The sequence below is a fragment of the Priestia megaterium genome (assembly GCF_023824195.1).
Classification (GTDB): Bacteria; Bacillota; Bacilli; order Bacillales; family Bacillaceae_H; genus Priestia; species Priestia megaterium_D.
The window spans coordinates 2,206,972-2,221,229 of sequence record NZ_CP085442.1; the positions used below are offsets into that span (position 1 = coordinate 2,206,972).

Sequence of the window (14,258 nt, forward strand, 5' to 3'; positions counted from 1 at the left end):
ACTATACAAATAGTGAATCAGAAAAAATAAATGTGTCAAAAAGACAAAGCGCAAAGCAATCAAGGAAGCAGTTTCTTGCATCTAATGATCATTATTTGTGAACGATAACAGAAAAAGACAAAAAGCTGGAGTTGCGATGATAAAAATAGCATTCAAAGGATTACTTATTATTTTATCTTTATATATTCTGTATGTGGTTATAACGGCGGTGGTTCTCTTTTATGTACCTTTAAAAACAGGAGAGGAAACGACCTCAATTAAACCGGCTAGCTTTTTTGGTCACAGTGAGTCTACGGACCGAGTCAGACTTCTTGAAGATGGTTATGAGGCAGGAAGAGTTCGTATTCAAATGATTCAAGAAGCTGAGAAATCGATTGATATTGCTTATTACTCAATAGGAAAAGGAGAGTCAACTGATTTAATTATGGCCGCTCTTTTTAAAGCAGCTGATCGAGGCGTCCATACTCGCGTTCTTTTAGATGGGATAGCTAACGGCTTACGGGGAAACCGAAGAGGCGTGCTCTATGCATTAGCTTCACATCCTAATATTGAAGTAAAGTATTACGAACCGTTTCAATTGTTTAAACCTTGGGCGTGGCATAATCGTATGCATGACAAAATAATGATTGTAGACGGGAGACTAGGTATAATAGGAGGACGGAATATAGGGGACAAATATTTGGCTAAAAAGCCTCCTCCAGACTTCGTCTATGATCGTGATGTCTTTATTACAAACAGCAAACATAAACAAGATAGCGTCATCACTCAAATGCAAAATTATATAAATGAATTATGGGCTCATCCTTACACTAAAAAAGCTTTTCATCATCTCACCCAGTACCAGGTCGATCAGGGAAAGAGGATGAAAGCTTTGCTGCTGCAGCAATATGATAAAGCTAAGCAAGTAGGAGAAACGTTTGCGACGCCTAAGATTAATTGGAATGCTTCCACCGTTCCTACAAAGCGTGTTTCTTTTATTCATAATCCAATTGAACGCTTTAATAAAAGACCTTTTATGTGGAAAACGTTTATTAACCTGGCAGAAGGAGCTAACCGCTCTGTTCTTATTCAAAGTCCTTATGTGGTGCCAACTAATGCGATGAGAAAGTATACAGCAATGAAAAAGAATCCAGCTGTTCAATGGACACTACTCACAAATTCAGTTACATCTACGCCCAATGTGTTGGCTTTTTCCGGGTATATAAGTATGCGTGATACGATTATGAAGACAGGTGTAAAGCTTTACGAATACCAAGGACCTTATTCGATCCATGCAAAGTCTGTGATTTATGATCAAAGACTCAGCGCCGTAGGCTCTTTTAATTTAGATTCCCGTTCTACATTTTTGAATAATGAATCAATGGTCATTATCGATAGTCAAGAATTTGCAAAAAAGTTGACGATAGCGATGGAAAACAAAATGGATAAAAGTATCCTTATTGCCAACCATAAGCGATGGATTAAATCTCCTGACATCCAAAAGAAAGAAGAACCTGTTATGAAGCGAACCTTCCTATACGCCCTTGCAAAAGTGACGAGGTTTTTTAAGGAATTTATTTAAACAACCGGCAGTAGAACAAAAAGCACTCAATGAACATTCATTGAGTGCTTTTTGTTACATATCTTATAAATAAGTGAATAAACACACTTATCACATGATGTAAATTATCCTCTTTTATTTACTGGGGAAAATAGGTAGTATAAACATAATAAACAAAAAGGAGGAAGGCACGTGGAAACCGCTGTTTTGATGAAACCAGATGTAGCCTACCGGAAGGCTTATATGAGCTTTTATAATGAATGGAAAGAAAGCGGAGAAAAAATGATTCCGTGGGTAATTGCTAAAGATCCTGCTTACTTTGAAAAAATGGTTCAAGAGTTGTTAGATGCAGAAAAAGGGATCGGATTAAAAAAAGGATATGTACCCGATTCCACCTACTGGCTAATGCATCACGAAAAAGTAATAGGCGTAGTTAATATCCGCCATGAGCTAAGTGAAATACTTCGAAACAGCGGAGGACATATAGGTTATGGCATTCGGCCAAGCGAAAGACAAAAAGGATATGCGAAGCTGCTACTGAAGTTATCTCTTCAAGAAATTAAAAAGCTGGGGGTTCAACGGGCATTAGTTGTGTGTGATGATTGGAACACCGCTTCTCATCGAACTATTCTGGCAAACGGTGGTATACAAGACGAGGATTATATAGAAGAGGACGGAGCTGTTGTTCAACGCTTTTGGATTCATACGGATAAAATGGCATAAGAAAGAGGTGAATTTTTCAATTCTCCTCTTTTATGCTTAGTCATATTGTTTTAAAGCTAGCTTCAACCGCATATAGGTATACATGGCGTATGCCTGTCTTCCTTCTAAACTGTACGGATTTGCTTTGGAGCAAAGACAGTCAAGAAATTGCTCATCACATGAGCGGCATGATCCGTAATCTTCATAGCATAAATCATGGTATTTACAGCAGCAGTCTACATCATTTACAGGACATCCGGGACCACTGCATCCGGGACCACACCATTTATAGCCAGGGAAGAGGCAGGGCGTGGCTTTCCGTTTGTTCGGAACAGACATAATCATACATCCTTTTCAATAGTCTCTTTACATTAAATGCAAGAAAAAGAAAAGAGACAGGGACAAACACCTTGCAGCAGCAGCCTAATTTTCATGAATTTCTATTTAATCGATAAATGCGTCATTCATCCGCATTAATAGTTTGCCAAAAAGCTCCTTTTCTTCACTTGACCATTTTTTTAACATACTATGATAGCGTTCAAGACGCATTTGCTTATCAGTTTGCAGCATTTGTTTTCCACGTGGTGTGATGTCAAATAGGCTGACGCGTCCATCCGAAGGATCAGAGGAGCGGGAAATAAGCTTTTTATTTTCTAAAGCAGCTGCTTGTCTAGACAGAGTTGAAATGTCAAGTTTAAATGCTTCTGCTAGCTCTTTTACACGCGCTGGTCCAAATTCATCTAATTGCCGTAATAATAAATAAGCTGATCTTTCTAGGTTTCCTATTTTATTTTCAGAATTATCAAGATAGACGGCTCGTCTAATAAAGGTAGTAAGTTCATATTCAATCAATTCAATTGAATTCTTTTCTTGCATTATAATCTCTCCTTACAAAATCATTCATTGACAAAGAAATATATACTTGTATAATACAAATGTATATATAGTTGTATAGTACAAGTAAAAGTAGGTAAAGTAAAGGATGTTTATATAGTTAAATGTTAGACAACATGACAAAATAAAGAGAGGAGGACAGCTGTTCTTTATCTATAGGACAGTGACCTATAATGAAAGTGATACGAATCATTTTACAAATCGCGATTCTTTATACTTTTTCTATGATTGGCGAAGCCGTTCACCACATACTTCACCTGCCTATTCCAGGCAGTATTATAGGCTTAATTTTAATGCTCATTTGCTTAACGTGCAAAGTCGTTCCCATCAAAGTGATTGAAGACGGAGCAAGCTTCTTGTTATCTTTTTTACCTTTATTATTCATACCAGCTATGGCAGGAGTGATGAATTATCCTTCGCTTCTTTCAAGCAGCGGAGCGATTTTGTTTTTAATTATTGTGCTTAGTACAATCATTACGATGGCCGCCGCAGGGGCTGCTAGCCAACTTTTGGAAAAGAAAGCGAACAAACGAAAGGAGAAACAACAGTGCAAGAATTCTTTATCGCGGTCTTTATAATCATAGCTACAGTTGCTCTGTATCTAGTCATGGCGAAAGTATACGTACGGTTCTCCTACCCAATTCTTATTCCAGTTTTAACTACAACCGTATTCGTTATTCTTCTTTTGCTTGCTTTTCATATTTCCTATGACGAGTATATGATTGGAGGCAAATGGATTAATTCACTTCTGGGGCCAGCGGTTGTTGCATTAGCGTATCCACTGTATAAACAGCGTGAGATGCTAGTAAAATACAGCATTCCTATTATTGGAGGAGTGTTTGTAGGATTATTTGCAGGCATGATTAGCGGACTTGTGTTCGCTGAAGTATTCGGCATTGACCGAAGCCTGATTTTATCCATTATTCCTAAGTCTATTACCACTCCCGTTGCAATTCAAATTGCCATGGGACTAGGAGGGGTTCCATCCATGACTGTGGTATTTGTTATGATTGCAGGCTTTTCGGGAGTAATTCTTGGACCTTTACTTTTAAAGTGGATTCGTATTAAAAGTTCTTTAGGAAAAGGAATTGCACTAGGCAGTGCTTCTCATGCGCTAGGAACTTCTAAAGCATTTGAATATGGTGAACTAACGGTATCGATGAGCTCAGTATCAATGACGTTAAGCGCTGTACTAGGATCAGTTTTTGGACCTATTGTTGTGTGGCTATTCCAAGTGTAAGGTGAGGTAAAAGAAAGTGAATATAAAAAACGAGGCTGAGACAAAAGTATGTTAGTTAAAGTTAAACACGAACTATCTATTGAAAAGTGATGGATAGTTCGTGTTTTTTTATGATCATCGTAAACGTAGATTTAATGTATGTACTGGCTTCTAGCTGTTGATTGGAGCGCAAGCGACGAGGAGGCTTATCGGCCGCCCGCGGAAAGCGAAGCCTTGCACGGAAATCAACGGCGGTGGAACAAGCAGTGCAGATCATTTATCCAATTTGTTCGTCTTTAGATTGATTTCGTTATGTCCCAATCTGGTTTTTTATATAAAAGCATAAATTTTTTCCGCAGCAAACTTTAAGTTGTGCAGCTCTTTTTCAGGTACTATAATAAAAAGAAAGAAAATTCATAAAATAACCACTTTTTTGTTATTTTTAGGAAGGCTAGTCAATTGTCGGGTGGGTAAGCAGGCTTAGTCAAGGTTATATACGCAGTAAAAATAGCAGAAAAGAGGAGCTGAACATATTTTATGAAAGAGGAGCTCGTGTATATAGGAAAAAAGATTCTTGAACATAAATATAGCTTGTCAGAAAAATTAGCCGAACGTTTAGATTCTACACATACGCTAAGTCTAGAGGAATTGAAAGAAAAGAAAATTTTGAAATGGCGAGTGTCAATTATGGAGTACTTTGGAAGAGCGCTATTTGAAGAACAAGAGGCTGTACTTAAACTTGTTAAAGAATGGGCACTTGACACGGGAAAATATACAGTGGAAAAAAATATTCCTTTAGAAAAAGCACTCGGTAGCCTCCCAATCTATCGCAGCGTTATTTGGGATGTATTTACAAGAGAACTAGAGGAGCATCAGTTTGCTGCAATTACCATGCTGCATGTCAGTGAGCGAATTGATCCGCTTTTAGATACGGTAACATGTGTTTTTGGTCAAATTTATGATGAACATAATCGATATATGATGAATTTAGCTTACACGTCACTAGAAGAACTGTCAGTTCCGCTCGTGCCTGTCACAAAAGGTATCGCTATTATGCCGATTATTGGAGAAATTGATACTCATCGCTCCCAAGTTATTATGGAAACTTGCTTGAAAAAAGGGACAAGCCTTCAATTATCCTATCTTATTTTGGATATTTCAGGTGTGGTGATTATTGATACAATGGTAGCAGACAATCTTTTCAAAATTCATCAGTCTCTCAAATTAGTAGGAGTGGAAGCTATTATAACAGGGATACGACCGGAAATTGCCCAAACGGTAGTGAAACTGGGAATTGATTTTAATCAAATTAAAACAGAAGCAAATTTAGAAGCAGCGCTTTTAAAAATTGGGTTTAGACGTCCTGAAGAACATAGCCGCGCGCATGTGTCATCACGGCGCATAAAATGACCGGCTATGAACACGCAGCACCTGTGTTACATATGGAGATATTCATTCTTCTAAACGTCGGTATGAAATATGGATTTCAGCAGATAGAAAGTAAGCGCATAGTAAAAAAGCGGATGTTAATCAACATCCGCTTTTTTACTTAATAAATGCTATATGCCATGGTAGCACAAAAGCATAAACGAGGAAGTATACCACTATTGAATAGATAAAAAACCAGCTGTTTAAATGCATATAGCCACTTTTAATCATTCCGTATTCTATGAGTAGTGAACCCGCGCAAAAGAGAAGTGATAAAACCCATTTATTTTTAGCTGTTAAGTAAGTCAAAAATAAAACGGAAAGGGAAGGTGGAATAAATGTATAGCTTAGAATATCTCCAAGTCCTGTAACTTTTGGATCTCCCAAATCAATCACGTTAAAAACACGCGTAATGATAACATCACAAAGCCATCCGACAAATCCAACTACGCTAAACGTGATATAAAAATCTCGCCAAGTTAGCTGTCGTTTAAATAAAACAAGGGCAAGAATAAATAAACATAAACTAACGGTAATCGGAAACCACAAACCATGTGCAGGTAAGTCTAAATGCTGAATTGCTTGCTCCAACATTGTTCACCTCAAAAGGAAGAGTTAGTGTTGAAGCTAGCCTATGTTATGGAAAGTATTTTATACATTTTCTACGCGTTGCGTGTATATTCTTCTCGCAAGATTGAATATAACTTTAAGTCTTGATGAGCTCCCTTAATAAACATGGCTTTTCGAATCGTTCCTTCATAAGACATACCGATTTTTTTCATCACTTTCTCAGATGCAGTATTTTCAACAAAGCACCTCGCCTGAATGCGGACTAAATCCATTTCTTCAAATCCAAACGCAATTACTTTTTCAGCTGCTTCCGTAACAAATCCCTTATTCCAATATGCTTCAGAAATCGCATAGCCAATTTCCGCAATGCGATGAGTAGGGTTCCAAGTGACAAAGTCAATGGTGCCAATACATTTTTTCAAGGCTTTGATTTCCATAGCCCAAGGAGAAATGGATTGGTTGCTGTACTGCTTTAAAACGAAGGAAACAAACTCTTTTGTATCTTGAAGCTTTCGGTGCTTTTCCCAATTTACATATCTGCTTACCTTTTCATTTGAGGCATATTCAAACATGTCACGCACATCTTTTTTGGTAACTTTCCGCAAGCGGAGTCTTTCTGTTTCTAGTGTGGGTAAATTTCCGTATATATCTTTTACTTGAATCATAAAGTTGTCTCCTTTCTCAGCAAGAAGTGGATGAAGTGTTGATGATAATGTTTCATAGAAGCTGCAGCATTCCAAGAATACGCTTTCTATTTCATGTGCTTGATTCTTTAATTGTAAAATATTTCATTGGTGAGCGTAAGAGGTCAAATGGATTTTTAAAAAATAAAAAATTATTTTTGCTGTTCATAATCAGTTCACATATGCTTGTTAGACTAAAGTCAGAAATTACGAAGGAGTGAAATGAAACACATGAACAGTGAAGTGAAAGAAGAACGAACTTCAAATAAAAAAAGAATAGATTTATTTTTAGTTCCCATTGTTTTAATTGCAGCGTTTTTGAACTTATTTAAAATTTGGACAGATGAATACGCCAACGCTTATTACACGGCAGCTGTCAAAAGTATGCTTCAAAGTTTTCATAATTTCTTTTACGCATCTTTTGATCCAGGAGGCTATGTAACGATTGATAAGCCGCCGGTTGTGTTTTGGATTCAGACAATTAGCGCCAAAATATTTGGATTTCACGGATGGAGCGTCATTCTACCGCAAGCATTAGCGGGCATCGGTTCAGTCCTTTTACTATACGTACTCGTAAAACGTACGTTTGGCGTATGGGCTGGGAGATTTGCTGCTCTTGCCATGGCTCTGACGCCAATTGTACCTGCGGTAAGCCGAACAAATAATATCGATAGTATGCTTGTATTTACATTATTAGTAGCAACGTGGATGTTATTTCGTGCTGTGCGCACGGCTAAATTTGGCTGGGTTTTAGCAGCTTTTGCGATGATTGGTGTCGCATTTAATATGAAAATGCTTCAAGCATACATGGTTTTACCAGCATTTTATGTTTTCTATGTAGTGGCAACCAAAATCACTTGGAAAAAGAAAATTGCTTTTTTAACAACAGCGACTGCACTAATGCTCGCCGTTTCTGTCTCATGGGCAGTTGTAGTGGATTCAACTTCTGCTGATAAGCGACCTTATATGGGAAGCAGTCAAACAAATTCAGTTCTAGAGCTTGCTTTCGGATATAACGGTATTAATCGTTTAACTGGAAATACAAGCGTGACGGGAAGCAGTCATAAGCAGCCTGCTCAAACTCAGCAGCAAACAGCAAGCAATGAAACAAAACAAAATAGCAGTTCAAGTGCTGATGCTTCACAAAGCTCAAATCAAAGCAAGAGCTCTTCTCAAAAGATGCAGGCTCCAGGTGGAGGGAATCAAAACGGAATGTTCAACACGGGGAATCCTGGTCCATTCCGACTATTCCAAAAAGGGTTATCAGATCAAATCAGCTGGTTATTACCATTTGTAATCTTTTCAATCGTGGGTCTATTTGCCGGAGTGAAATTTAAAGGGCCTTACACGACAAAACAAAAAGAAAGTTTATTTTGGTTAGCGTGGCTGCTACCAGTAGCTGTCTTCTTTAGTATCGCAGGATTTTTCCATCAGTATTATTTAATTATGCTGGCACCTCCAATCGCCGCATTTGCAGGAGCGGGAGCAGTAGCTTTATGGAGCATGTACAAACAGCGTAATGGCTGGAAATCATGGCTGCTGCCAAGTGGTATTTTAACAACAGCAGCACTTCAAGTATATATTATGTCTCCTTATGTCAGCTCAATTGGGGTAACACCAATTGCCGGTGTAGGAGCACTGGGCGTTATTTTAGCTCTTGTTTTAGCTGTTCGTAAAGAGCGTAAAAACTCTGTGACCAATTATCTAGGAGTCGCAGCGATGGTTGTCTTGCTTGCAATGCCGGCGTACTGGGCGATGACACCGATTATTTATGGTGGAAATAGCATGCTTCCAGCAGCAGGTCCTGATTCTTCAAGCGGTATGGGAGGACTTCCAAGCACAGCTACAAATAGCAAACAGTCTGGTTTTAACGGCATGCAGCCTCCAGGAAGCTCTAATGGCAATTCATCTTCAAACAATCAAATGCAGCCGCCAAGCGGTTCATCAAACGGCGGTCAAATGCAAATGCCGGGCGGTTCATCCAATAATAGTCAAATGCCAAACAGCTTTTCAGGCAAATCATCATCTTCAAAACGAAAAAGTGGAGGGATGAACGCAGAAGTAAACCAAAAGCTACTAAATTATTTAACAAAAAATAATACAGGTGAAAAATATTTATTTGCCACAACGGATTCAACTTCAGCTGCGCCTTACATTATTAAAACGGGCAAGCCAGTAATGGCAATGGGTGGATTTAGCGGTTCAGATCCAATTTTAACGGTAAGTAAATTAAAAGCCATGATTAAAAAAGGTGAAGTGAAATATTTCTACTTGTCTGGAATGGGCAAGGGAGGTCAATCTGACGTTATCACGTGGATTAAAGAAAACAGTAAGGAGGTTCCTTCTTCCAAATGGCAGTCTACTTCATCAAGTTCTCAGCAAGGACCATTTGGAAATGGAACACTATACGAAATAACGCTTAAATAAGGAGGACATGAATATGAGTTCAATTGTCAAATATTCTATTGTTGTTCCTGTGTACAACGAAGAAGAAGTGATTCATGAAACCTACCGCCGTCTAACAGAAGTGATGCGTTCAACGAAAGAAGCTTACGAGCTTCTTTTCGTGAACGACGGCAGTAGAGATCGAACAGCAGAAATCATTAAAGAATACAGCGAGCAAGACCCGGCCGTTGTTTTATTGGATTTTGCCCGTAACTTTGGTCATCAAATTGCTATTACAGCTGGTATGGATTATGCAAGAGGAGAGGCCGTCGTTGTAATTGATGCTGATTTGCAAGACCCGCCTGAATTAATTTTAGAGATGATTGAAAAATGGAAGCAAGGGTTCGACGTTGTATATGCTAAGCGTACAAAGCGAAAAGGAGAAACATACTTTAAAAAGCAAACAGCTGCTATGTTTTATCGTTTCTTACGTGCGATGACCGATATTGATATTCCTCTCGATACAGGGGATTTCCGTTTGCTAGATCGCAAAGTGTGCAATCAAATGAATAGCATTCAAGAAAAAAATCGCTTTGTTCGCGGATTGGTAAGCTGGGTCGGCTTTAAACAAATAGCAGTAGAATATGAGCGAGACGAGCGTTTGGCCGGGGAGTCGAAATATCCTTTGAAAAAGATGCTGAAGCTTTCAATGGATGGCATTACATCTTTTTCCTATAAACCGCTAAAGCTAGCTAGCTATGCTGGTGTAACTCTATCTGGTATCGGTTTTATTTATCTTTTAGTGGTGCTGTATTTGAAGTTATTTACAGACAGCACCATCACAGGGTGGTCGTCATTAATTGTCATTCAGCTATTCTTTAGCGGCATCATTTTAATTATTCTTGGTATGATTGGAGAATATATTGGCCGCATCTACGATGAAACAAAAAACCGTCCACTCTATATCGTCCGTGAAAAGTATCAGCTTGAAACACGCAAGGAAGTATCACTTCGTGACTAACAAATGGATATCTTTTATTAAATTTGCGTTAGTAGGAGTTGTAAATACACTGATTGATTTTGTAGTATACGCACTTTTAACAACAATCGGTGTTAACTACATACTAGCGCAGTGGATTTCATACAGTGCGGGCATTTTAAACAGTTATGTCATGAATCGCAAATGGACGTTTGAGAGAAAAGAAAAAAGCAGTAAGCGTGAAGTGATTTCATTCGTAATCGTAAATTTGATCACTTTATCCCTAACATCTTTTCTGTTGACTGTTCTATATAATAAATGGGGTATAGCGCTGCTAATCAGTAAACTTCTGATTACAATCGTAAGTGTCGGTATCAACTTTATTGGTACTAAATTATTTGTATTTACTACTAAAAAAGAAAGAGGGATTCATATATGACGATAAAAAAAGCAGTTATTCCAGTAGGCGGTTTAGGAACACGATTTTTGCCAGCGACAAAAGCGCAGCCGAAAGAAATGCTGCCAATTGTCGATAAGCCTGCTGTACAATATATTGTAGAAGAAGCAGTGAAATCAGGCATTGAAAGTATTATTTTTATTACAGGACGAAACAAAAAATCAATTGAAGACCATTTTGATAAATCAATTGAGTTAGAGCAAATGCTTGAAGAAAAGCACAAGTTTGACATGTTAAAAGAAGTACAAACGATTTCATCAATGGCCAGCATTCACTATATTCGTCAAAAAGAGCCGTTAGGACTCGGTCATGCTATTCTCTGTGCCGAGCAGTTCATTGGTGATGAGCCGTTTGCCGTTCTTCTTGGAGACGATATTATGACTTCTGAAGAACCTGCGCTCAAACAGATGATCCAAGCGTATGAAAAGACGGACCAATCAGTTATCGGCGTGAAAAAAGTGGATGCAGAAGAGGTATCAAAATACGGAATCATTCAGCCGAAAAATAAATCTGGCAGCCTTCATGAAGTGAATGACTTGATTGAAAAACCATCGATAGAACAAGCTCCGTCAACTATTGCCGTTATGGGCCGCTACATTTTAAATCCTTCTATTTTTTCTTATCTAAAAACGATTGAAAGAGGGGTAGGAAATGAATTACAATTAACAGATGCACTGCGTGTGGTATGTGAAAAAGAGCGACTGTTTGCTCTTGAACTGGAAGGGCAGCGCTTTGATATTGGAGATAAGGTAGGCTATATGAAAGCGATGGTAGAAGTGGCGTTAAAGCGCAGAGATTTACGTCAAACGTTTTTATCGTATTTGGAGGGAATTGTAGAAAAAGAACGAGCAAACAACTTCAGCTAATAAGAGTTAATCAGTTTGTTCATATTCAGTTCATATTTGAAGTATAAAATCATTGTATTATCTTATGTCGCTCTCTGTTTGGTATAAACAGAGAGCTTACTGTGCGTAAAAGCTGGACAAACTTAGGAGTAGGGAGAGACATGTATGATTCAAATATTAGTTGCAGATGATGATCAACATATTCGAGAGCTGATATCATTATATTTAGAAAATCAAGGATTTAAAATTATAAAAGCAGCAGATGGTGAAGAAGCATGGGCGAAAATGGAAGAGTTTCGAATTGATCTAGCAGTCGTTGATATCATGATGCCATTTAAAGACGGATGGGAACTAACAAAGGAAATTAAGGAGTATTTTGATATACCGGTTTTGATGGTAACAGCTAGAGGCGAATCGCATGATAAACTAAAAGGATTTGATATCGGAACAGACGACTATGTCGTGAAGCCTTTTGATCCTCAGGAAATGGTTGCTCGTGTAAAGGCCCTTTTACGCAGGTACCGAGTAGAAGCTAACAATGTAATCTATATGGGGAATATAAAATTAGACCGTACCAAATTAGAGATGAGTGCAGGAGAAACAAGCGAACAGCTGCCGTTAAAAGAGTTTGAATTACTGTTCACGTTAGTTAGTTCTCCAGGAAAGATTTTTACTCGTGATCAGCTTATTCAATTAATTTGGGGATATGATTATGAAGGTGATGAGCGCACGGTAGATGTTCACATAAAACGTCTGCGAGAGAGGCTTAATCATATGAAAAAAGTCGGTATGGAAATCAAAACAATTCGTGGACTAGGCTATAGAGCAGAAGGGTGTTAACGTGAAATCAATTTATGTAAAGCTGGTTCTGTCGTTCATCATTACGATTTTATTGAGCGTTGTGATTACCGTTGTCGTTACGACATTTCTTAGCAAGCAGAAGCTCGAAATGCGATTAGGTCAGGATATGGTGAAGATGGGAGAAGATTTTATCGATTTGTACGGAGCAGAAGACTCCGACAAAGCTGCAAGGTTTTTATCTAATTCATCATTCATTCATTTTTCGTTTATTATTATTGATGATCAGCATGAAGAAAAAGTATTAGGACAGCCAGGACCGCCTATTCCAATTACACCGGAAGAAATCGATCAAGTATTAGACGGGAAGCGTTATTCTAATTTAAACGAGGAAAAAGGTGATCGTCCACAGCCAAACGTAGTGGGTCTTCCTTTTAAAGAAAATGGACGGTCGTATGCCCTATTTATTCAGTCTCATCCACAGCGGCAATTTTCAGTTATTCAAGATGTTCAAAATATCCAGCTTATTACGATTTTATTAGTAGGTATTGTATTATTTGCATACGTTTCAACGATTATTATTAAACCGATTAAGCGCCTGAGTACAGCGATGAAAGTGGTCGGACAAGGCGAATACAATGTGCAAGTCGAGCACACAGCGAATGATGAAATCGGTCTGTTAACTAAAAACTTTAATCAAATGACTAAAGAATTAAACAAAATAGAAACGATGAGGCAAGAGTTCATTGCTAGCGTTTCGCATGAAATTCAATCACCGCTGACCTCTATTCGCGGTTTTTCAGCGGCACTTAAAGATGATATCGTCAGTGAAGATAAAAAGATACAATATTTAACGATTATTGAAAAAGAAAGTACAAGACTTTCTCAGCTTAGTTCCAATTTGCTAAAGCTTGCTTCTCTTGACTCTGAACATCAAACGCTAATGCTGCAGCAATACCGGTTAGATGAACAGATCAGGCATGTGGTCATGGCTTTAGAACCTCAGTGGACAAAAAAGAACATAGAAATTGACCTTGATTTATCCAATGTTCAAATGGAAGCAGATAAAGATTTGTTAGAACAAGTTTGGCTAAATTTAGTAACAAATGCTATTAAATATACGCCTGAAAATGGATTGGTGAAAATATCCATTCATCAAAAAAACGAAGAAATAGACGTGAAAATAAAGGATAATGGAATTGGTATTGCCGAAGAAGATCAAAAATATATTTTTGAAAGCTTTTATAAAGTAGATAAATCCAGAACGTTAAAAGGAAGCGGCCTCGGTCTAGCCATTACAAAAAAAATTGTGCGGCTGCATGAGGGCGCAATACGTGTTGAAAGCAAAAAAGAACAAGGAAGTATCTTTACGGTAACCCTGCCTACCCAAAAAAATAGGACTAAAAAAGACTCGTCTGTGTAAGTTCATCCAGATGAGTCTTTTTTATTAGGTCAAAGATATAAAAAAAATTAATAATATCTATTTATTTTTTTAATCCCTACTTGACATATAGGTAAAGTGTAAATAATATAGATAGTATAAATCTTTTGAAAAAATTGGGATGCTAAAGAAGCTGATCGGTCAACCGAAGGCTCATACTTGTTCGCTACTAGTGTGGGCCTTTTCTGTACATTGGTTGTGGTCATTAAAATCTCAATCTTCAACTGAACATATGGGGAGGATTACCATGTATTTATCTTCTGCACATTATACAAGTACTTATAGATGTTGTTCGCTTTGTTTATTCAACTGCAACT

The 14,258-nt window shown here is 37.9% G+C and carries 16 protein-coding genes; 12 read left to right on the forward strand and 4 right to left on the reverse strand.

Annotated features, from left to right (window positions below):
• Nucleotides 1-136: 136 nt before the first annotated feature.
• The gene (locus LIS78_RS11135) at nt 137-1,561 is read left to right on the forward strand and encodes a phospholipase D-like domain-containing protein (RefSeq protein ID WP_252285164.1); all 1,425 of its coding nucleotides are present in this window, start codon (nt 137-139) and stop codon (nt 1,559-1,561) included.
• A gap of 189 nt (nt 1,562-1,750) precedes the next feature.
• Nucleotides 1,751-2,263, forward strand: coding sequence for a GNAT family N-acetyltransferase (locus tag LIS78_RS11140; protein WP_195783272.1), 513 nt, complete (start codon nt 1,751-1,753; stop codon nt 2,261-2,263).
• Nucleotides 2,264-2,299: 36 nt separating this feature from the next.
• Here the strand turns inward: LIS78_RS11140 and LIS78_RS11145 are convergent, their stop codons facing one another.
• The gene (locus LIS78_RS11145; RefSeq protein ID WP_342394269.1) at nt 2,300-2,587 is read right to left on the reverse strand and encodes a phospholipase; all 288 of its coding nucleotides are present in this window, start codon (nt 2,585-2,587) and stop codon (nt 2,300-2,302) included.
• Nucleotides 2,588-2,686: 99 nt separating this feature from the next.
• Nucleotides 2,687-3,118, reverse strand: coding sequence for a MarR family winged helix-turn-helix transcriptional regulator (locus tag LIS78_RS11150; RefSeq protein WP_116515875.1), 432 nt, complete (start codon nt 3,116-3,118; stop codon nt 2,687-2,689).
• A gap of 191 nt (nt 3,119-3,309) precedes the next feature.
• Here LIS78_RS11150 and LIS78_RS11155 point away from each other — a divergent pair, with 191 nt between their 5' ends.
• From LIS78_RS11155 to LIS78_RS11165, 4 genes are all read left to right on the forward strand, one after another.
• On the forward strand, nt 3,310-3,714 hold the full coding sequence (locus LIS78_RS11155; protein ID WP_252285165.1) for a CidA/LrgA family protein: 405 nt from the start codon (nt 3,310-3,312) through the stop codon (nt 3,712-3,714).
• Nucleotides 3,684-4,376 carry an LrgB family protein gene (locus tag LIS78_RS11160; protein WP_195780223.1) on the forward strand — a complete coding sequence of 231 codons (693 nt, stop codon included), beginning with the start codon at nt 3,684-3,686 and terminating at the stop codon, nt 4,374-4,376. The genes LIS78_RS11155 and LIS78_RS11160 overlap by 31 nt, the downstream gene beginning before the upstream one ends.
• A 161-nt stretch (nt 4,377-4,537) precedes the next feature.
• Nucleotides 4,538-4,660, forward strand: coding sequence for a hypothetical protein (locus tag LIS78_RS31350; protein WP_286676972.1), 123 nt, complete (start codon nt 4,538-4,540; stop codon nt 4,658-4,660).
• Between the two features lie 232 nt (nt 4,661-4,892).
• The gene (locus LIS78_RS11165) at nt 4,893-5,765 is read left to right on the forward strand and encodes an STAS domain-containing protein (protein ID WP_252285166.1); all 873 of its coding nucleotides are present in this window, start codon (nt 4,893-4,895) and stop codon (nt 5,763-5,765) included.
• 135 nt (nt 5,766-5,900) lie between these two features.
• Here LIS78_RS11165 and LIS78_RS11170 read toward each other — a convergent pair whose 3' ends face one another.
• Nucleotides 5,901-6,377, reverse strand: coding sequence for a hypothetical protein (locus LIS78_RS11170; protein ID WP_195780221.1), 477 nt, complete (start codon nt 6,375-6,377; stop codon nt 5,901-5,903).
• Between the two features lie 68 nt (nt 6,378-6,445).
• On the reverse strand, nt 6,446-7,018 hold the full coding sequence (locus LIS78_RS11175) for a GNAT family N-acetyltransferase (protein WP_252285167.1): 573 nt from the start codon (nt 7,016-7,018) through the stop codon (nt 6,446-6,448).
• A gap of 240 nt (nt 7,019-7,258) precedes the next feature.
• On the opposite strand from LIS78_RS11175, the gene LIS78_RS11180 reads away from it, so the two are divergent.
• From LIS78_RS11180 to LIS78_RS11205, 6 genes are all read left to right on the forward strand, one after another.
• The gene (locus tag LIS78_RS11180) at nt 7,259-9,463 is read left to right on the forward strand and encodes a glycosyltransferase family 39 protein (RefSeq protein WP_252285168.1); all 2,205 of its coding nucleotides are present in this window, start codon (nt 7,259-7,261) and stop codon (nt 9,461-9,463) included.
• Nucleotides 9,464-9,476: 13 nt separating this feature from the next.
• Nucleotides 9,477-10,442 (forward strand): glycosyltransferase family 2 protein, encoded by a 966-nt coding sequence (locus tag LIS78_RS11185; RefSeq protein WP_164797937.1) that lies wholly within the window; start codon nt 9,477-9,479, stop codon nt 10,440-10,442.
• Nucleotides 10,435-10,839: a GtrA family protein gene (locus LIS78_RS11190; RefSeq protein WP_252285170.1), complete on the forward strand. Its 405-nt coding sequence runs from the start codon at nt 10,435-10,437 to the stop codon at nt 10,837-10,839. The genes LIS78_RS11185 and LIS78_RS11190 overlap by 8 nt, the downstream gene beginning before the upstream one ends.
• Nucleotides 10,836-11,723: a UTP--glucose-1-phosphate uridylyltransferase GalU gene (gene galU, locus LIS78_RS11195; RefSeq protein WP_252285171.1), complete on the forward strand. Its 888-nt coding sequence runs from the start codon at nt 10,836-10,838 to the stop codon at nt 11,721-11,723. Before LIS78_RS11190 ends, galU begins: the two co-directional genes overlap by 4 nt.
• Nucleotides 11,724-11,867: 144 nt before the next feature.
• Entirely contained in the window at nt 11,868-12,542 is a 675-nt protein-coding gene (locus LIS78_RS11200; RefSeq protein WP_195780216.1) for a response regulator transcription factor, read from the forward strand.
• Nucleotide 12,543: 1 nt separating this feature from the next.
• Entirely contained in the window at nt 12,544-13,923 is a 1,380-nt protein-coding gene (locus tag LIS78_RS11205) for a sensor histidine kinase (RefSeq protein ID WP_195780215.1), read from the forward strand.
• The last annotated feature ends 335 nt before the right edge of the window (nt 13,924-14,258 follow it).

Coding starts and splice junctions, on each gene's coding strand:
- LIS78_RS11200 (WP_195780216.1), top strand. CDS start 11,868: ATGATTCAAATATTAGTTGCAGATGATGATCAACATATTCGAGAGCTG.
- galU (WP_252285171.1), top strand. CDS start 10,836: ATGACGATAAAAAAAGCAGTTATTCCAGTAGGCGGTTTAGGAACACGA.
- LIS78_RS11150 (WP_116515875.1), bottom strand. CDS start 3,118: ATGCAAGAAAAGAATTCAATTGAATTGATTGAATATGAACTTACTACC.
- LIS78_RS11180 (WP_252285168.1), top strand. CDS start 7,259: ATGAAACACATGAACAGTGAAGTGAAAGAAGAACGAACTTCAAATAAA.
- LIS78_RS11135 (WP_252285164.1), top strand. CDS start 137: ATGATAAAAATAGCATTCAAAGGATTACTTATTATTTTATCTTTATAT.
- LIS78_RS11185 (WP_164797937.1), top strand. CDS start 9,477: ATGAGTTCAATTGTCAAATATTCTATTGTTGTTCCTGTGTACAACGAA.
- LIS78_RS11170 (WP_195780221.1), bottom strand. CDS start 6,377: ATGTTGGAGCAAGCAATTCAGCATTTAGACTTACCTGCACATGGTTTG.
- LIS78_RS11140 (WP_195783272.1), top strand. CDS start 1,751: ATGAAACCAGATGTAGCCTACCGGAAGGCTTATATGAGCTTTTATAAT.
- LIS78_RS11155 (WP_252285165.1), top strand. CDS start 3,310: ATGAAAGTGATACGAATCATTTTACAAATCGCGATTCTTTATACTTTT.
- LIS78_RS11175 (WP_252285167.1), bottom strand. CDS start 7,018: ATGATTCAAGTAAAAGATATATACGGAAATTTACCCACACTAGAAACA.
- LIS78_RS11145 (WP_342394269.1), bottom strand. CDS start 2,587: ATGATTATGTCTGTTCCGAACAAACGGAAAGCCACGCCCTGCCTCTTC.
- LIS78_RS11165 (WP_252285166.1), top strand. CDS start 4,893: ATGAAAGAGGAGCTCGTGTATATAGGAAAAAAGATTCTTGAACATAAA.